The 18927-nt window shown below is 60.4% G+C and carries 17 protein-coding genes; 8 read left to right on the forward strand and 9 right to left on the reverse strand.

Annotation, left to right across the window (positions count from 1 at the left end):
* Positions 1–81: 81 nt before the first annotated feature.
* The 6 genes from istA to ROS217_RS02405 all read left to right on the forward strand — a co-directional run bounded on the left by istA (position 82) and on the right by ROS217_RS02405 (position 6431).
* Positions 82–1611 (forward strand): IS21 family transposase, encoded by a 1530-nt coding sequence (istA, locus tag ROS217_RS02380; protein WP_050766362.1) that lies wholly within the window; start codon positions 82–84, stop codon positions 1609–1611.
* Complete coding sequence (istB, locus tag ROS217_RS02385) at positions 1601–2392, forward strand: IS21-like element helper ATPase IstB (RefSeq protein ID WP_009816053.1); 792 nt, start codon at positions 1601–1603, stop codon at positions 2390–2392. The genes istA and istB overlap by 11 nt, the downstream gene beginning before the upstream one ends.
* Positions 2393–2495: 103 nt before the next feature.
* On the forward strand, positions 2496–3452 hold the full coding sequence (locus ROS217_RS02390) for an ABC transporter substrate-binding protein (protein ID WP_009816054.1): 957 nt from the start codon (positions 2496–2498) through the stop codon (positions 3450–3452).
* A 178-nt stretch (positions 3453–3630) separates the two neighbouring features.
* The gene (locus ROS217_RS02395; protein WP_009816055.1) at positions 3631–4083 is read left to right on the forward strand and encodes an acyl-CoA thioesterase; all 453 of its coding nucleotides are present in this window, start codon (positions 3631–3633) and stop codon (positions 4081–4083) included.
* A 36-nt stretch (positions 4084–4119) separates the two neighbouring features.
* Positions 4120–4929 (forward strand): HpcH/HpaI aldolase/citrate lyase family protein, encoded by an 810-nt coding sequence (locus ROS217_RS02400; protein WP_009816056.1) that lies wholly within the window; start codon positions 4120–4122, stop codon positions 4927–4929.
* Positions 4926–6431 carry a fumarate hydratase gene (locus ROS217_RS02405; RefSeq protein ID WP_009816057.1) on the forward strand — a complete coding sequence of 502 codons (1506 nt, stop codon included), beginning with the start codon at positions 4926–4928 and terminating at the stop codon, positions 6429–6431. The genes ROS217_RS02400 and ROS217_RS02405 overlap by 4 nt, the downstream gene beginning before the upstream one ends.
* Before the next feature lie 335 nt (positions 6432–6766).
* On the opposite strand, the gene ROS217_RS02410 is transcribed toward ROS217_RS02405, so the two are convergent.
* From ROS217_RS02410 to ROS217_RS02440, 7 genes are all read right to left on the reverse strand, one after another.
* Positions 6767–7516: an SDR family oxidoreductase gene (locus tag ROS217_RS02410; RefSeq protein WP_040650303.1), complete on the reverse strand. Its 750-nt coding sequence runs from the start codon at positions 7514–7516 to the stop codon at positions 6767–6769.
* Positions 7517–7558: 42 nt separating this feature from the next.
* Positions 7559–9025: an aldehyde dehydrogenase family protein gene (locus tag ROS217_RS02415; RefSeq protein WP_009816059.1), complete on the reverse strand. Its 1467-nt coding sequence runs from the start codon at positions 9023–9025 to the stop codon at positions 7559–7561.
* Positions 9022–9702, reverse strand: a complete 681-nt coding sequence (locus ROS217_RS02420) for an ABC transporter ATP-binding protein (RefSeq protein WP_009816060.1) — start codon at positions 9700–9702, stop codon at positions 9022–9024. Before ROS217_RS02420 ends, ROS217_RS02415 begins: the two co-directional genes overlap by 4 nt.
* Positions 9702–10451 (reverse strand): ABC transporter ATP-binding protein, encoded by a 750-nt coding sequence (locus ROS217_RS02425; RefSeq protein ID WP_009816061.1) that lies wholly within the window; start codon positions 10449–10451, stop codon positions 9702–9704. Before ROS217_RS02425 ends, ROS217_RS02420 begins: the two co-directional genes overlap by 1 nt.
* Entirely contained in the window at positions 10448–11419 is a 972-nt protein-coding gene (locus tag ROS217_RS02430; protein WP_050766407.1) for a branched-chain amino acid ABC transporter permease, read from the reverse strand. Before ROS217_RS02430 ends, ROS217_RS02425 begins: the two co-directional genes overlap by 4 nt.
* Positions 11420–11478: 59 nt before the next feature.
* Complete coding sequence (locus ROS217_RS02435) at positions 11479–12384, reverse strand: branched-chain amino acid ABC transporter permease (RefSeq protein ID WP_009816063.1); 906 nt, start codon at positions 12382–12384, stop codon at positions 11479–11481.
* A gap of 74 nt (positions 12385–12458) precedes the next feature.
* The gene (locus ROS217_RS02440; RefSeq protein WP_009816064.1) at positions 12459–13760 is read right to left on the reverse strand and encodes an ABC transporter substrate-binding protein; all 1302 of its coding nucleotides are present in this window, start codon (positions 13758–13760) and stop codon (positions 12459–12461) included.
* Positions 13761–14226: 466 nt separating this feature from the next.
* On the opposite strand from ROS217_RS02440, the gene ROS217_RS02445 reads away from it, so the two are divergent.
* On the forward strand, positions 14227–15351 hold the full coding sequence (locus ROS217_RS02445; protein ID WP_009816065.1) for a zinc-dependent alcohol dehydrogenase family protein: 1125 nt from the start codon (positions 14227–14229) through the stop codon (positions 15349–15351).
* 168 nt (positions 15352–15519) lie between these two features.
* Here ROS217_RS02445 and ROS217_RS02450 read toward each other — a convergent pair whose 3' ends face one another.
* Positions 15520–16662, reverse strand: a complete 1143-nt coding sequence (locus tag ROS217_RS02450; protein ID WP_009816066.1) for an HPP family protein — start codon at positions 16660–16662, stop codon at positions 15520–15522.
* A gap of 157 nt (positions 16663–16819) precedes the next feature.
* Between ROS217_RS02450 and ROS217_RS02455 the strand changes: the two genes are divergently transcribed.
* On the forward strand, positions 16820–17767 hold the full coding sequence (locus ROS217_RS02455) for a DMT family transporter (RefSeq protein ID WP_040650944.1): 948 nt from the start codon (positions 16820–16822) through the stop codon (positions 17765–17767).
* Between the two features lie 135 nt (positions 17768–17902).
* Here ROS217_RS02455 and ROS217_RS02460 read toward each other — a convergent pair whose 3' ends face one another.
* On the reverse strand, positions 17903–18811 hold the full coding sequence (locus tag ROS217_RS02460) for a LysR substrate-binding domain-containing protein (RefSeq protein ID WP_040650304.1): 909 nt from the start codon (positions 18809–18811) through the stop codon (positions 17903–17905).
* Between the last annotated feature and the right edge of the window lie 116 nt (positions 18812–18927).

Raw genomic sequence — 18927 nt, forward strand, 5'->3', positions numbered from 1 at the left:
AGCAGAAATTGTCATTGAGAATTGACCCATGTGCAACCTTGCCCCGGCTTGAATCAGCTGGGGGCGCATGGAGTGATAGACATGGGATTTTTGAAAGTTATTCGGCGATGGGCGCTGCGAGAGAAGATGCCCATTCGCGAGATCGCGCGGCGGACTGGCGTGTCTCGCAACACGATCAAGAAGTATTTGCGGGAGGGGATTGTTGAACCTGCGTTTCAGGTGCCAGATCGCCCCAGCAAGTTGGACCCTTTTGCCAAGCATCTGACAGCATGGCTGACGACTGATCAGCGCAAATCACGCAAGGAACGCCGAACGGCGAAGCTGATGCACGCCGATCTTGTGAAGCTTGGATATGACGGTTCTTACGAGCGTGTTGCGGCCTTCGTGCGGGACTGGAAGGGTGAACGGCAGCGTGCGCATCACACGACGGATCGCGGGACTTTCGTGCCACTGGTGTTCGCGCCGGGTGAGGCTTTCCAGTTCGATTGGAGCGAGGACTGGGCCTATATCGGCGGTGAGCGCATCAAGCTGCAGGTTGCCCACATCAAGCTGTCACATAGCCGCGCGTTTCTGGTGCGGGCCTATCTGCTGCAAACACATGAGATGCTGTTTGATGCCCACTGGCATGCATTCCGCGTCTTCGAAGGCGTCCCTGGGCGCGGCATCTATGATAACATGAAGACAGCCGTCGACCGGGTTGGCGTCAGCAAACAGCGCGATGTGAATGCGCGGTTCCTGGTCATGACCAGCCACTACGTCTTCGATCCCGAGTTCTGCAATCCGGCGGCTGGTTGGGAGAAGGGTCAGGTTGAGAAGAGCGTGCGTGATGCCCGACATCGCCTCTGGCAGGTCGCTCCTGTCTTCCCAGACCTTGCTGCACTGAATGAATGGCTGGAAGACCGTTGCAAGCTGCTGTGGGCGGAGACGGCACATGGCGCACTGCCTGGCAGCATTGCTGATGTTTGGGGGGTCGAGAAGTCTGCCCTGATGCCCCTGCCCACGATGTTTGATGGCTTTGTCGAAGAGAGAAAGCGCGTATCGCCCACCTGCCTGATCACTTTCGATCGCAACCGCTATTCCGTGCCCGCCAGCTTTGCGAACCGGCCGGTGAGCCTGCGCATCTACCCCGAACGTCTGGTCGTTGTCGCCGAGGGGCATGTGATCTGCACGCATGAGCGGATCATTGAACGATCCCATCGTCAGCCAAGGCGCGTCATCTATGACTGGCGCCATTATCTGGCGGTCGTTCAGCGCAAACCCGGGGCGCTGCGCAATGGCGCGCCCTTCGTCGAAATGCCCGAACCCTTCCGCTTGCTGCAGGCGAAGATGCTACGACAGCCCGGCGGAGATCGAGAGATGGTCGATATCTTGTCACTGGTCTTGCATCACGATGAACAGGCGGTGCTCTGCGCAGTGGAATTGGCGTTAGAGGCCGGCGTGCCGACCAAAACCCATGTGCTGAATCTGCTCCACAGGCTGCTGGATGGCAAGCTGACTGACCAGCCAGACGTGAACCCTCCAGCCGCCTTGTCGCTGAGCCAGGAGCCCGAGGCCAACGTCGCGCGCTATGATGGGTTGCGCGCCCAGAAAGGAGTGCGCGATGCGTCATGATCCCGCAGGTGCTGCCATCGTCATCATGTTGCGCAGCCTGAAGATGCCAGGCATGGCGCAGGCTGTGCAGGATTTGCATGAGCAAGGATCGCCCGCATTTGAAGCCGCCATGCCGATCCTGTCGCAACTGCTCAAAGCGGAAATGGCCGAACGCGAGGTGCGCTCTATCGCCTATCACATGAAGGCGGCGCGCTTTCCGGCCTATAAAGACCTCTCTGGCTTCGACTTTGCCGCCAGCGAGATCCGTGAAGCCTTGGTCCGTCAACTTCATCGTTGTGAGTTTATGGACGCGGCTGAGAATGTGGTGCTGATCGGAGGTCCGGGGACAGGGAAATCACACGTTGCAACGGCTCTCGGCATTCAGGCCATCGAGCATCATCGTAAACGCGTGCGCTTCTTCTCAACCGTCGAACTGGTCAACGCGCTGGAGCAGGAAAAGGCTCACGGCAAGGCCGGGAAGATCGCCGAGGCGCTGGTCAAGACCGACTTGGTGATCCTGGACGAGCTGGGATATCTGCCGTTCAGCGCCTCTGGTGGCGCGCTGCTCTTCCATCTTCTGAGCAAACTCTATGAACGCACCAGCGTCATCATCACCACCAACCTGAGCTTCAGTGAATGGGCCAGCGTCTTTGGCGATGCCAAAATGACCACAGCGCTACTCGATCGTCTCACTCATCGCTGCCACATCCTCGAGACCGGCAATGACAGCTACCGCTTCAAGGCCAGCTCCGAAACGGCAAAGAAAAAGCGAAAGGAGGCAACAGCATTGACGCCATCATAATCAGCAGATCATAACGACTGGGTGGGTCAGATCTCGATGAAAATGCCGGGTCAGTTCTCAGTGACAATCAACAACCACCGGCATCGCGAACGCAGAAGGTGTAGTGAACCTCTATAACTGGGGCAATTATACCAACCCCGAGTTGCTGACCAAGTTCGAGGCAGAGACCGGGATCAAGGTCAATGTGACGGACTACGACAGCAATGACACGGCCCTTGCCCGCATCCGTCAGGGGGGCCATGGATTTGACATTGTCGTGCCGTCGAACTCTTACATGCAGACTTGGATTTCAGAGGGCCTCATCGTTCCGCTCGACAAATCCGTCGTCACCAACCATGGCAATATCGCGCCCGAGTGGGTGGATGTCGATTTCGACCCCGGTCGCGAATATTCGGTTCCGTGGCAATGGGGCACGACCGGCGTGATCGTGAATACCAGCGTCTATGATGGCGACATCAACGATGCAGGCCTGATCTTTAGCCCGCCGGACGCGCTCAAGGGCAAGATCAACGTCATCCCCGAAATGTCCGATGTGATGGCCATTGCAATTTACTACGCCGGGGGAGAATCCTGCACCACTGACATGGAGGTGATGCGCAAGGTGCGTGACACTCTGGTCGAGGCCAAGACGCATTGGAAGGCGCTGGATTACGGCACGGTCGATGCCCATGTCGCCGGCGATTTCTCAGCCGGGATCTACTGGAACGGCGCGACAATGCGGGCACGGCTGCAAAACGCTGATCTCGCCTACGGCTATCCCAAAACCGGTTATCCGATCTGGATGGATAGTGCGACCGTGCTGGCCGATGCCCAGAACCCGGAAAACGCGATGAAGTTCATCAATTTCATTCTCGAGCCGGAAAATGCCGCGATGATCTCGAACTTTGCGCGCTACGCCAATGGTGTGACCGGATCCGAGGAATTCATGGATGACGTGATGCGCGAAGCACCGGAAATCGTCGTCGCGCCGGAACTGGCGGCGGCGGGCAAGTTCAGCCCAGCCTGCCCTCAGGACGTGAACGATCTGCAATCGCAGATCTGGACTGAGGTGCTGCAGTAATCAAGGTCGGGCGCATCCCGTTCTCCTGATGGGGTGCGCCCGAAGGCCAGAGCGCCAGTTGAGGTCGGTCATTGTGAAACCTGATAGGTTCCCGACTGGACAGAGGGCGCGTTCCATGGTGGTCTGTCTCTGAGTCCGCGAGCCAAAGCGGCGAGAGTATAGACAATCGGACCCGAGCATGAGCAATCGCCCCGTTCCACAACCCCGCGTCGCCTATGTGCATTTCTGCCCGATCAGCACCCGCTGGATGGACAATGACGCTTACTTGCACGTCAATAACGTGGCCTATTATTCATTCTTCGACACGGCGGTGAACGAATACCTGATCCGGGGCGGCGTGCTCGACATCCGGCGCAGCACGGTGACCGGATTGGTTGCGCACAGCGAATGCCACTACTTCAGCCCCATCGCCTTTCCCGAGGCCATTGAGGTTGGATTACGCGTGGCGCGGCTCGGCAGAAGCAGCGTCACCTATGAGTTGGCAATTTTTCGGTCCGGGGCGGATCTTGCGGCGGCGCAGGGGCGTTTTGTGCATGTCTATGTCGACCGCGAGACGAGCCGTCCAGTGCCCATCCCCGAAAACATGCGCGTGCTGCTCGACCCTTTGGTGGTGCCTGACGTTAACGGCTGAGCCATTCCCATTTCTCTCATTGCTTCAGGACCAGATATGCCCATCAGTCAGATTGCCCTGCCCCTCTTTTTGCCCGCCAGCCGGTTGGATCGCCTTGCCAAGGCGCAGGCCGCCGGTGCGGATGCCATTCTGCTCGACCTTGAAGATGCAGTTGCCGAAGAGGACAAGGCAAACGCCCGTGCGGCATTGCGTGATCTTCCTGCGCGTCGGTCCGGCGCTGTGCCGGTGCTGGTGCGCCTCAATGCCGCCGACAGCGCGTTTTACGCCGAAGATGTCGCGGTTCTCGGCGGGTTGGCGATTGATGGCCTGATCCTGCCCAAGGCGGAGGACGCAGAGACCTGCGCCGTCCTCGCAGCGCAAACGGGACTGCCGGTGATCGGCCTCATCGAAACCGCCCTCGGGTTGCGCCGCGCCGAGAGCGTGGCGCGCGCCTGTGCCCGTCTTGCCTTTGGCTCGATTGATTATGCTGCTGATCTGGGGATCGCGCATACCCGCGAGGCATTGTTGCACGCGCGCGCCGAGCTTGTGCTGGCATCGCGCCTTGCCAATCGCCCGGCCCCTTGGGACGGCGTTACCCAAGGCATCAATGACGAGGCCGCAATCCTGAGCGATTGCCAGCACAGCGTCGAGATGGGGTTTGGCGGCAAGCTGATCATTCACCCCGCGCAGATTGCCCCGGCCCGGCGCGGGTTTGCCCCTTCTGAGGCTGAATTGGACTGGGCGCGACGTGTTGTGGCCGCATGCTCTGAAACCGGAGCGGCCATCAAGCTGGATGGCCAGATGATCGACGCGCCCGTGGTCAAACGCGCGCAACAGATCCTAGCGCGCGCGGGAGGTGCGGCATGAGCGGTAAAATCACTGAGGCGGATCTGATCGACAGTGTCGCGGACGCGCTGCAATATATTTCATATTACCATACGCCGGATTTCGTCACCGCGATGGCCCGCGCCTATGAGACGGAAGAAAGCCAATCCGCGCGCAATGCGATCCGGCAGATTCTGGTCAATTCGCGTATGTCGGCCTTTGACAAACGACCGCTCTGTCAGGACACCGGCAGCGTGAATGTCATTCTCGAAGTGGGCGTTGAGGCCCCCATCGACTGGCACCACGCGCCGCAGGACATGATCGACGAGGCGACGCGACGCGCCTATGCCTTTGCCGCCAACCCGCTGCGCGCCTCGATTGTCGCGGACCCACTGGGCGCGCGGCGCAACACGCGCGACAACACCCCGGCGATGATCCAGACCGAATTGGTGGCGGGTGACAAAGTGTCTGTCACGGTCTCGGCCAAGGGGGGCGGGTCAGAGAACAAGACGAAATTCGCCGTGTTGAACCCGTCGGATTCGGTGGCGGATTGGGTGGTGGACACGGTTGCCAAACTGGGGGCGGGATGGTGCCCGCCCGGGCTGATCGGACTGGGTGTGGGCGGCAGCGTCGACAAGGCGATGGCGATGGCCAAGCAGGCGCTGAACGATCCCATCGACATGACCGAGCTACAGGCGCGCGGCGCGCAAACCGCCGAAGAGGCGCTGCGGCTGGAGCTCTATGAGCGGATCAACGCGCTCGGCATCGGGGCGCAGGGGCTGGGCGGTCTGATCACCGTGCTTGATGTCAAGCTGCGCAGCTTTCCAACCCATGCCGCGTCCTTGCCGGTGGCGTTGATCCCCAATTGCGCCGCCACCCGGCATGTGCATTTCACGCTGGATGGCAGCGGCGCGGCAGAGTTTACCCCACCTGATCTGTCACTCTGGCCGGATCTGGAAGAGGGCGGCGTCACGGGGCGCCGGATTGATCTTGATGCGCTGGACGATGGCGTTCTGGCCTCGCTCAGCCCCGGCGATACGCTGCTTTTGTCTGGTCGGCTCTATACCGGGCGCGACGCCGCCCATCGCCGGATGCTCGAGGAACTGGATCAGGGCAAGCCGCTGCCCGTCGATCTGAAGGGGCGCGCGATTTATTATGTCGGCCCGGTCGATGCCGTTGGCGATGAGGTGATCGGCCCGGCAGGCCCGACAACATCCACCCGCATGGACAAGTTCACGGGTCCCCTGCTCGCAGCATCGGGTCTCAAGGTGATGATCGGCAAGGCCGAGCGCGGGCCTGCGGCCATCGAGGTCATCCGCCAGCATGGTGCGGTCTATCTGATTGCTGTCGGGGGTGCGGCCTATCTGGTCTCCAAGGCGATCAAGCGTGCCCGGCCTGTCGCCTATCAGGATCTTGGCATGGAGGCGATTTACGAGATCGAGGTCAAGGACATGCCCGTGACTGTGGCGGTCGATACCAAGGGGGCCTCGATTCACAACAGCGGGCCGAAGCAATGGGCGAGGGTGCCGCAACTGGCCAAATGAGAAGAGGGCCGGATCACGTCAGTCTGTCATGATTTGCAGGGACTGGGGCCGGTGTATTCATCCGGTGGTGGCCTGAAGCGGACCTTGGTCCCGTGCGGTAAGCCGCGCGGTGCCCGTCTGTCGGGTGGGCGCTGCACGTCAGTCGGCTGTCACTTTATGCTTGCCAAATACATCCGCATTATCAGTGTGTTGTGACGTCGCAAAAGCGCCCGCCCGGTGGGGCGGACGGGCGCTGCGCGGCGGCGCGTACCGCGCCTTGATTCCGCGCACGGGTTCTTTGGCCAAGGGCAGCGATAGACCAATCGCGTGTCTTCGTCCTGTTTCCGAAGACCGCTTTAGATCGTACGCCCGCCGTCAACCTCAAGCACGACGCCAGTTATGAAATCCGCCTCGTCCGAGGCGAGGTAGAGGGCTGCGTTAGCGATGTCGCGGGCTTCAGAGAGGCGGCCCATGGGGATCGTGGAGATGAAGCGCGCGCGGTTCTCGGGCGTGTCGGGCATGCCCATGAACTGCTCCAGCAGACCGGTCGCGCCCATCACTGGCGCGATGCAGCAGACGCGGATCTTGTCGGGGGCGAGTTCCACGGCCAGCGAGCGCGTCATCAGGTTAACGGCACCCTTGGACGAGTTATACCATGTCAGACCGGGGCGCGGGCGGATCCCGGCAGTTGAACCGACATTGATCATCACCCCGCCCCCGGCGGCACGCCAGAGCGGCACGCAGGTTTTGGTCATATGAAAGATCGACAACACGTTGATATCGTAGATCTTGCGAAAGGTCGCCTCATCGGTGTCCATCAGCGGGCTGTTGGCATTGGTCCAACCGGCATTGTTAACCACGATGTCGAGGCCACCAAAGGCCGCGACGGTCGCGTCAACCGCCGCCTGAACCTGATCGCCCTTGGACACATCGCAGGTCACGGCAATGGCATTCTCGCCCAGTTCCTTGGCCACGGCGCGCGCGCCAGCCTCGTTCATATCGACCACGGCAACCTTGGCACCTTCGCGGATATAGGTCTCGGCAATGCCCTTGCCAAAGCCGGAGGCGGCCCCGGTCACAAGTGTTCGTTTTCCTTGCAGTCTCATCTTGCGTTCCTTTGGTCTGGTCGTTGCCGCCCGCAGCAGGGCCTAGCCGTGATTGTTGATGATCGTCTTGATATGCGAAAACTCGAGCAGCGCGGCAAAGCCCTTTTCGCGGCCATGGCCGGACTTGCGGATACCACCAAAGGGCAATTCAACGCCGCCGCCCGCGCCGTAGCCGTTGATGAAAACCTGACCGCAGCGCATCGCCTTGGCCACCCGTTGCTGGCGTCCGCCATCGCGGGTCCAGACCGAGGCGACCAGCCCATAGTCGGTGTTGTTCGCAATCGAGATCGCGTCGGCCTCATCCTCGAACGGGATGATGCAGAGCACGGGGCCAAACACCTCTTCTTGCGCAATCCGCGCCTTGGGACCGCAGGGGCCAAACACGGCGGGGGCCACGTAATAGCCGCCCTCGGGCGCATCCTCGCGGACAATGCCACGCGCCATCAACGGCGCGTCGGCCTCGGCGATATAGGTCTCGACCCGTTTCTTCTGCTTGGCCGAAATCAGCGGCCCCAGCACCGCATCCTCACCGGAATCCGAGGCCGCCACCGCACTGAACCGGGCGGTCAGTTCGGCTACGGCCCGCTCATAAATGCCACGCTGCAACAGCACGCGGGTGCCCGCCGAACAGGTTTGCCCGCCATTCTGGATCACGGCATTGACCAGAAACGGCATCGCGGCGTCGAGATCGGCGTCGTCGAACACGATCTGTGGGGACTTGCCACCCAGTTCCAGCGTGCAGCCGATGAAATTCTTGGCCGCAGCGGTCTGAATCATGACGCCCACCTCCGGGGAGCCGGTGAAAGAGATAAAGTCGATGTTTTTGTGGTCGGCCAGTGCCTGACCTGCCACCGCCCCGCGCCCCGTGACGATATTGATGGCACCGGGCGGAAAGCCCACGTCAAGCGCCAGTTCCGCAATCCGAAGCGCGCTGAGGCAGGCATCCTCGGCGGGTTTCAGCACCGTGGCATTGCCCATGGCCAGCGCCGGGGCGACCGAGCGGCCAAACATTTGCGCCGGATAATTCCACGGGATGATATGGCCGGTCACGCCATGCGGTTCGCGGTGTACCTCGACGTTATAGCCGTTGAGAAAGGGCACAATCTCGCCGTGCACCTTGTCCGCCGCGCCGCCGTAAAACTCAAAATAGCGCGCTGTGACCTTCATGTCGGCGCGGGCCTGTGCGATCGGCTTGCCGTTGTCGCGTCGCTCCAATTGCGCCAGCGGTTCGACATTCTCAAGGATACGCTCAGAGAGGCGGATCATCAGGCGGCCGCGCTCTGCGGCGGTCAGCTTGGACCACTCGCCGCCGTCAAAGGCCGCGCGCGCCGCTGCGACGGCTGCGTCGATATCGGCGGCATCGCTGTCGGCGATCTGCGCAAAGGGCAGCCCGTCAATCGGCGAGAGGACATCCATCACCTTGCCGGAGAGTGCCGGAACCCAATCGTTGCCAATCAGGTTCAGAGGCTTGGGGATGACCAGCTTTGCATTGGTGTCAGTGTCTTTCATGCCTTGGTTCCTTCCGGTTCAAGAGAGCCCTCGGCGACTTCGCCCCGCTCGATCACAAGCGTACGATCCGCAAAGCCGCGCAGCAAAGAGGGGTTGGATTCCGTGATGATCAGCGTGATTGAACGATCTGTATCGCGCAAGGTCCGAAGCGCCTCGGCGTAGCGTTGTGCGAGCGCAGGCGCGAGCCCCTGAAACGGCTCGTCGAGCATGATGAGCTTGGTGCCCAGCATCAGGGCGCGCGCCAGAGCCACCATCTTACCCTGCCCGCCCGACACGGTGCCGCCGGGACGTTGGGCCAAATCACGCAATTCGGGCAGGACGGTATAGGCGCGGTCCAGACGACGCGTGGTCTCGGCCTTGCCCAGCCGCGCCGCCTGTGCGGGCAAAAGAATGTTTTCCTCGATGGTAAAGGCCGCAAAGAGCCGCCGATCCTCGGGCGCATAGCCAATCCCCAGACCGGGCCGCTTGGGCGGGTGCAGGGCGTTGATGGGCTGGCCTTCAAACAGGATCTCGCCGCTGGCCGTGGTAAACCCCATGATGGTGCGCAAGAGCGTCGTCTTGCCTGCGCCGTTGCGACCGATCAAGGCCACGGTTTCGGCCGCGCCAATCCGAAAGGTCAGGTCGCGCAGGATCGGGATGATCCCGATCGAGGCATTCACATTGCGTAATTCCAACATCAGACCACCTCTCCGATCACGTCCCGGATCACGTCGGGATGTTCCAGAATTTCCGCAGGCGTACCGCGCAACTGCACATTACCGCTGTTCCAGACCGCCACCTCATCAGCGTACTTCTCGACGATTCCCATGTCATGCTCGACAAAGACCGAGGTGACATTGGCCTCTTTCAACGCGCCGATCAGGATTTCCATGATTGCGTGTTTTTCGGACGAGGCCACGCCAGAGGTGGGCTCGTCCATCAAAAGCAGGCGGGGTTTGAGCGCAAGAGCCACGGCGATGTCGATCAGTTTGCGCTGCCCCTCGGGCAGTTCCACGACCAGAGCATCGGCCACGTCGGCGCACCCCACCATATCCAGCAGATTCAGCATTTCGGTGCGTTCCGGGATGGCATGCATATCAACCAGCGGATTGCGTCGTTTCTGCCGTGCCGAAGCGGCAATCAGCAGGTTTTCCAGCGCCGTGTGCTCGGTAAAGAGTTGTGGGATCTGAAAGGCGCGCGCGACACCGCGATCCACGATCTTGCGCGGAGGCAGCGGCGTGATGTCCTGTCCCTCGAAGAGAACCTGCCCTTTGCTGGGTTTGAGCCAGCCGGTGCAAATGTTGAGAAACGTCGTCTTGCCTGCGCCGTTGGGACCGATGATTGCCAGGTTTTTACCGGCATTGATCGTCAAAGAGACATTGTCCGCCGCTGTGATCCCGCCGAATTTGATCGTCAGGTTGCGGGTTTCCAGAAGAACCTCGGTCATTTGCGGTCTCCTGTCTTGGCCGATGGCTTGGTCGTATCGCGCTTAAAGGCGGACTCGAGAATGCCAATCAGACCACCCGGGGCAAACAGGATGATGATGAGCAAAAAGCCCCCGAGGATCATTTGCCAAATGTCACCGGCATAGACCGAGGCATAGGTGCGCACGACCTCGTAGATCAGCGCGCCAAGGAAGGCCCCCTGCACCGATCCGGCCCCACCCAACACGGCGATGAACACCATTTCCGCCGAGCGCACCCACCAGACATATTCAGGTGTCACGACGCCTTGGGCCATGCCCATCATCACCCCGCCAACGCCACAGAGCGCCGCCGACAAGAGGTAACCGGACAAGAGCGCCCGCTTGGGCGAGATACCGAGATATTCGAGCCGGGTTTCATTGGTTTTGATGGTCTGAAAGAGCTGCCCCACGGGCGAGGCAAACCAACGATGCGTGAACCAGCCCAGCGCCACCATAAGCACCAGAACCGAGTAATAGAGCACCATATTGAACTGGACATGATCCAGCGCCTGACCAAACACCGTCGGGCGGGTGAAGCGCAGGCCATCGGCGCCACCGGTCAGGTGATAGAACTTCTCGAGGATCGACCAGAAAATCATCGAGAACGCCAGATTGAGCATGCCAAAGAAAATGCCGCGATAGCGCACCACGAAGAGCCCAACAAAGAGCCCCGCCACGATGGCCCCCAACACCCCGACAATCAGAATGACAAAGAAATCGGTTGCGGGCATTGACGTCATCAGGAACGCCCCCGCATAGGCCGCAATGCCGAAATAGAGCGCATGGCCAAAGGACACCTGCCCGGCCCGCAAGAGGACGGTAACGCCCAGAACGGCCAACCCCTTGGCCAAGGCGAAATTGACCAAAAGCTGCATTGAAGGCACTAGAAAGGGCACAGCGATAATCACCGCCATTCCAACGATCCAGAGCCATGAAAGAGGGGATGTCATGCGGGCATTCACCTTGTTTGACGGCTTGCTTGACTGTGTTCGGGTGGGCATGTCCGGCCTCAGATCTTGCGTGCGGCTGGACTGCCAAACAGCCCTTCGGGGCGCACCAGCAGGACCAGAACCATGATGAGATAGGGCACAAGCACGGAGATTTCAGGATAGAGATAAACGGCAAAGGATCGACCTAGACCGATCATCAGAGCCGTGAGCGCAGCGCCCTCGATCTGTCCAAGCCCAGCGGTGGCCACCACGGCAAAGGATAGCACGATCATATCCGCCCCCATGCCCGGCAGGATCGATGTCGTCGGAGAGGCCAGCGCGCCGCCCAACCCGGCCAGAACAGCGCCGATGACGAAGGTGAAGAGAAACACCCGGTCGGCATCAATGCCGATGGATTGCGCCGCTTCGCGATCCTCTGTGGTGGCGGTGATCAGCTTGCCTATAATCGTGTGACGCAAGAAAAAGCGCATGCCCAGCAACAGAACCACCGCGATCAACGGCAACAGGATCAGTTGATAGGCGGTATAGGTCACGCCAAACACGGTGACATTGCCCAGCACTTGCAAGGCAGAGGAATTGAAATAGGGCTGCGTGCCCCAGACCAGCCGCTGCACGTCCTCAAGGATCATGAACACCGCGAAGGTCACAAGAAGTTGGAGCACCTCTGATTTCTGATAGATCCGGCGCAGCAGGAAATATTCCAGCGGTGCGCCGATCACGATCCCCACGAGGATTGCCGAGACGATCATCAGCGGAAAGGCAAAGGCCGGAGCAAAACCGAGGGCCAGAAAATATCCCACCAACGAGACCGTTGTATAGGCGCCGATCGCATAGAGCGAACCATGCGCGACGTTCAGGATACGCATGACGCCAAAGATCAGGGTGAGACCGAGCGCCACAATGAACACTAGCGCGGCATAGGCCACACCGTCGAACAGGGCGAGCAGGAAGATCGAGAAATTCATGTGCTGATCCCGGGTATTTCAAGGACACGGAGAGGGCAATCTATGGCCCTCTCCGTTAAGTTTACAAGCGTGGTTCAGTTCTCGAAAGTATCGACCGTGACGCTCTCGACAAAGCCCGCATCAAGCGCGCCCACCCATTCAATCGAGTTCTGCCCAACGGGCGTTGTCAACTCGTCACCGTCAAAGATCATGATGTTCTGCATGGTGGCAAAGGGATATTCGCCGGTTTGCACGCTCGTTCCCATCAACTGATCTTCGACACCCTGATGGTCCTCGCGCAGGGTGACGGGACGTCCCAGCCCCTGAAAGGTCAGACCCTCAAGCGCCGCTAGCAATTGATCCTCGCTGGGCCAATCAACGCTGTTGTCGGCGATGGCCTTTTCATAGGCAGCCTTGAGCGCGGCGATGGCCTGGCTGGCGTGGAACACGGGATAGACGGACACGTCGCCAGTCTTTTCCTCGTATTGCGTCATGAAGGCCTTGAAGTCTTCGTCATTGCGGCGCTCGGGGTGGAGGAAATAGTGATCCCCGCGTGCACCGATGATATGCCCGTCCGGCAGCGCCGATCCCAGCCGCTCCAGCGACGATTCCGCCAGCGGCAAAACAAAGGTCGACGTGTTCATCAGCCCGCGTTGCGACGCCTGCTGTACAAAGGTGTCAAGATCGCCGCCCCAGGAGGTGGACAGGATCACATCCGGCTGCATGGCCTGAAGACGCGAGATTTCGGTGGAAAAGTCGGGCGAGCCGAACTTGGGGAAGAATTCAGCCACGACCTCGACATCGGGCTTCATTGCTTTGAGCGCGGTGATGAAGATATCCCAGCTGTCACGCCCCCAAGCGTAGTCCTGATTGACCACGGCGATGGTTTTGAAATCGGGCTTGGTCTTGAGCAGGTAGAGCACGGTCGCCAGCATTTCCGGTGTCGCATTGGCCTGTGTGCGGAAGACGTATTTGTAATCGTTCTCTTCAAAGATGCGCTGCGTGCCGCAGTCCCACATCAGATTAGGCACTTGCAGATCCTCGGCGAGTGGTGCGAGCGTCTGGCAATTGCCCGACGAAATCGCTGCCAGCATCACCTCGGCACCCCCCGATTCCACCATGCGGCGATATTCCGAAGTCAGCGCCTCGGCGCCAGCACCCTCGTCGATGAACGAGATGTCGACCGGGACACCGTTGATGCCACCAGCCGCATTGATATTCTCGATGAGAATCTCGGCCGCATCGCGGGCCGGGACGCCAAAAACCGACGCAGGGCCGGTCAGAAAGGCCGTCATCCCGATCTTGAGGCTTTCGGGTTTATCTGCGGCACCTGCCGCAAGAGGCAATGCAGCGGCCACCATGGCGGCGGCAGCGCGTGTCACGAATAGGTTTTTCATATGTAGTCCTCCCTTTTCAGTTTAGCCAATCAGCGTATTGCGATTGGGGTGGTGAACATCTGACGATGCCCTCTAGACTGGCATGTTCCCCGTTGTAGGTGGGGCGCAGCACGGTATTCGACGGGCTGCGCGACGGGGAGGCAAAAATCCTGTCGGAAGCACCAACGCCCTCCGTCAGGCAGCAGCCGATGATGACAAAGGGTGTCGTTGACTGGCGCATCATTCGAAGGCCCTCCCATCTGGCCTATCAAAGATGGTAGACCGAGAGCCAAAGGCTCGGCCAATACCTTGACGCTATTCCGGCCATAGGTTCTTACTATCACGGTACAAACCACGACGACAGCGCCTTATAACGCCGATAGGATGGCCGCGGCATGCCGCACGAGCGACCCGCGCCCGTGAAGGCCCGCGCCTCAGCTATCAGAGCTATACAGGTTCGAAGAGCAATTTACGGGAGAATGACACCATGAAAATACAGGCAGCGGTTCTTGAACGCGATAACATCCAGAGCGATTTTGAGGTGAACAAGGCACTGACCGTGCGCGACGTCGATCTCGAGGCGCCCGGACGCGATGAGGTTCTGATCCGCATTGCTGCCGCAGGTGTCTGCCACTCTGACCTCTCGGTGATCAATGGTACCCGTCCCCGACCTATGCCGATGGTGCTTGGCCATGAGGCCTCGGGAATTGTCGAAGAGGTTGGGCCGGGCGTCGACGATCTCGCGCCCGGCGATCACGTTGTTTGTATCTTTGCCCCGGGTTGCGGCACCTGCCAGCCCTGTGCCGAAGGTCGTCCGGCGCTCTGCACTCGGGCAGCCAAACATCACGGGGTCGGGGAATTGATGACCGGCCATCGCCGCTTGTCGATGGACGGAAAGCCGGTCAATCACCATGTCGGTGTCTCTGCCTTTGCCAGCCATGCGGTTCTCGCCCGTCGCTCTCTGGTCAAGGTCGAGGCCGACATTCCCACGCATATCTCGGCCCTCTTCTCCTGTGCGATGCTGACCGGCGCGGGGGCCGTTTTCAACACCGCCAAGGTCATGCCCGGCAGCAAGGTCGCCGTGTTGGGATTGGGCGGAGTCGGTCTTTCGGCGGTGTTGGGGGCCTTGGCCGCTGGCGCGGCACAGATCGTCGTGATCGACCCCTTTCAATCCAAGCTAGACGCCGCGCTCAGCATGGGGGCCACCCATGCGGTGACATCGAACGCGCACACCGTGCAGGCCGTGCGTGATATTACCGATGGTGGCGTTGATTATGCCATAGAATTGGCAGGCTCGGTCAAAGCGCTGGAAACCGCCTATGACTGCACGTGCCGGGGCGGCATGACCGTGACTGCGGGCCTGCCACATCCCGATGCGCGCATGCCGCTCAACGCGCTCAAACTGGTCGCTGAGGAACGCAGCCTGAAAGGCAGCTACATCGGCTCGTGCGTGCCGCAACGCGACTTACCGCGTATGTTCTCGCTGCACCAACAAGGCAAACTGCCGGTGGAAAAGATGCTCACCCACCGCTTGCGCCTTGATCAGATCAACTTGGCGATGGATCAGTTGGAGAATGGCACGGCAATCCGACAGGTGATCGAATTCGGTTGAGAACGGATCGCGAGGGATCATGCGTTGGCGCGTTTGCCGGGACACGGGACGATGAGAGACGCGGACCTCCCTCGCGGTATTCTGTGGCAAAGGGATCGATGACGCGCTTGGACCTCGTATCACTGGATGGTGATCCATCGCGGCACAAGTACCGTGTCTGCTTGTGTGTCAGGATCGAGCCGCTCGCCGCGCAAGTGCGGCGATAAGGTCCGTTCGCGTGACAATGCCGACGATTTTTCCATACTCCACAACGGGTACAGCATCGGTATCGCCGTCCGCCATCATTGGCAGCAGCGCTCCGATCGGAGTGTTTGTCGTGACGCGGGGAACTGCGACGCTCATGATGTCGCTCGCGGTCATAGGCTTCTCCCGATCTCGATCCAATAACCGCCTCAAGGCGGGCAGGTAGCCGCGATGCAGACGCAGCGCGTCTTCTCGGGCTTGGCTGATGAGATGTATCTGAAAGATGACGCCCAAGAACTTGGTATCGGACTCTACGATCGGCAGCGACGTGAACCGATGTTTTCTGAAGATATCCGCAATCTCGCCAAGCGTTGTATCCGGGAGAGCCGTGACAAGATTACGGGACATGATGTCCTGAGCGGTCAGCGGGCCGGTCGATTGCGCGGCGGCCTGCAGTTCCGCAGCACCGATCAACCGGGCCAGATCCTCGACCCCTAGGTTGAACGATTGGCTGTAGCGTTCGAGAATACCTGTCAGCTCGTCTTCCGAAAGGCCAAGACGCTCGGTCGGATTTCGGTCTTCTGTTCTGTGCTTGCTCGGGTCATCGAATTGACGGAACGGATAATGTCGCCCGGTCAGCCGCGCGTAGCCGGTCGCGAGCACGACAAGGGCCGTCGTTCCTATGGCAATGGGGGCGAGGGCGAACCAGAAACCTAATTGTGCGACGGCATCTGGAGACATGGCGGCGGTCATTGCGACGGCACCGGCAGGGGGGTGGAGCGCACGACACAGGATTGTGGCGGTGATCGCAAGACCCACAGCTAGGGCGACCCGCAGGACGACGTCTCCGACAACTAGGCATACGGCCACCCCGACAAGGGCTCCAACCGTATTGCCGACAATCGCGGACCATGGCTGCGCAAGCGGGCTATTCGGCACGGCGAAGAGCAGGACAGCCGACGCACCAAAGGGCGCGACAAGGTAGAAACCCAACGCGAGATCAATGTTTGGCGACAAAAGAAACAGCCCCGTCAGCCCCAATCCGATCAGCGCCCCAAGGCCCGCCCGCAGGGCTTCGATCCCAGAAACCCTAGCGACAGCGGGACCAAGTGATCTCAGAATATGCAAATTCGCGGCTCCCCTACCAGATCTGCGCAGACTTTCACCAGTTTGCGAAATGTTCAATCAATCGACACTGATTGGCACCGATTGTTTGACCTCTTTGGCAAGATCAAGGGTCGTGAAAAGGATAGACGCGCCCGAGGTGACACCCTATGCCGGGTCCATGACAAGCATCATCTCCGTCCCCCCGCCCACCGACCGCATCCTTGCCGGTGTCGCTCTGATGCTGGGGTTTTGCGTGACCGCCCCCCTCTTGGATGTGGCGGCCAAGCTCGCGTCCACCAGCGTGCCAGTGGGACAGATCACCGCCGCGCGGTTTATCGTACAATGCGCACTTATGGCGCCGTTTGTCTGGATCCTGGGGCTGTCGTTGCGCGTACCACGGGAGCAATGGCTGGCACTCCTGTCTCGCGCAGCGCTGCTCTTTGGCGCGACCTTTTGCTTCATCGCCGCAATCCGGGTGATGCCGCTGGCCGATGCGCTGGCGATTGTCTTTGTCGCCCCGTTCATCGTGCTGTTGGTGGGCAAGTTCTATTTGGGTGAAGATGTCGGCCCGCGCCGCGTGGGTGCCGCGATGGTGGGCTTTGTTGGCGTCCTCTTCGTGATCCAGCCCAGTTTCGCGGCCTTTGGCGCAGTGGCACTGTTTCCGCTCGGCACGGCGGTCGGATTCGCCTTTTATATCCTCGTGACACGCGGCCTATCGCGACGGGTGCATCCCGTGACCCTGCAGTTTCACACCGGCCTCATTGCCAGCCTGCTCTGCCTGCCGGTGATGATCCTGGCCGAGGGCACAGGGATTGAGATGCTCGATCCGGTCTGGCCTGAAGGGGTTGCATGGCTCTGGTTGCTGGGGGTTGGGTTTTTCGCGACGCTGAGCCATATGATGATGACCTATGCGCTCTCGCTCGCCCCTTCAGCCACACTGGCGCCGCTGCAATATCTGGAACTGCCGGTGGCGACATTGCTCGGCTATCTGGTGTTCCACGATTTCCCCAACGCGCTCACGCTCACGGGCATCGCCATCATCATCGGCGCGGGGCTCTATATGATCCACCGCGAGCGGGTCACGGCCCGCCAGTTGATGACCGAACGCGCCGCGCCGCCGATCTGAGGTGGCATGGCTCTGAGTGAGTGGCAGAGCATACCTGCCGCACCTCTTGGTATGTTAGGACGAGGTATCACCGGCTGGTTCAACACGCGCAAACTGTTCGGCCGCATCGAGACGTGCGGCATGCCTCGATCATTCTCACCCGCTCTGCGCGTGTCTGGTAGCCATGTTTCGCGCCAGTGGGAGGAACGCCGCGACGCCAGCGGAAGGGTCGCGACGCCCGGGATAATATGAGCAGAAGCCCGCGCGGGGCGGGGTCCAATCCTCGAGCAGACGGATCAAATGACCCCTTGAAATGTCATCGACAACATCCTGCTCGACGAAAAAGCCGACGCCGATGCCATCCAACACCGCAACGCGAGCGATTGAGGCCTCGTCTAGCGTCAGACGCTCCTTGGCTTCGAACTGCACCACCTCTCCATCTCGCTCGAACTGCCAGCGAAACAGCGCTCCGTTTGGGAGGTGAACACGGATACATTCTTGCGCTGGAAGATCGGCAGGACTCATCGGCGCGGTGTGGGTTTTCAACCAAGTTGGTGCGGCGACGACAGCATATCGCTGCGGCTGCCCCAAGGGCAGTGCTATCATGTCACGGCGCTCCAAATCGGCAGGACGAATGCCCAGATCATAGCCTTCACCGACGATACCGACGAGCCTGCCTTCTGTCACCAGATCGACCTGCACCTCGGGATAACGCCGCAGAAACTCTAGCATCAGTGGTGCGATCTGCCGCGCCCCCTGAACCGACGCATTGATGCGCAACAAGTCCGACGGCGTCTCGCGCTGTGACCGGGCTGCGTCCATCGCAGCGCGGATCTCAGCAACCGCCGGGGATGTCCGCCCGACAAAATCCCGCCCCGTATCGGTGAGCGACACACTGCGTGCCGTCTGATTGAACAGCCGCCCACCGAGGTCGGCTTCCAGCCGGCCGATGGTATGGGACAGGGCCGTGGTCGACATACCTCGGTCGAGTGCAGCCGCCCGGAACGATCCATGGCGTGCGATGGCCAGCACTGCCTCCAGCTCCCTTAAACCGGTGTCTCTGATTGTCCCGATTCAGGCATCTTTAGATGCCAATTTATCCTGATTATCATGGCTGAGGTCGACCTTTATGGTGTTGGCAGCACAACATTGATCACCGGCGGCAGATAGGGCGCAGGGGC

The organism is Roseovarius sp. 217 (genome assembly GCF_000152845.1).
GTDB lineage: Bacteria > Pseudomonadota > Alphaproteobacteria > Rhodobacterales > Rhodobacteraceae > Roseovarius.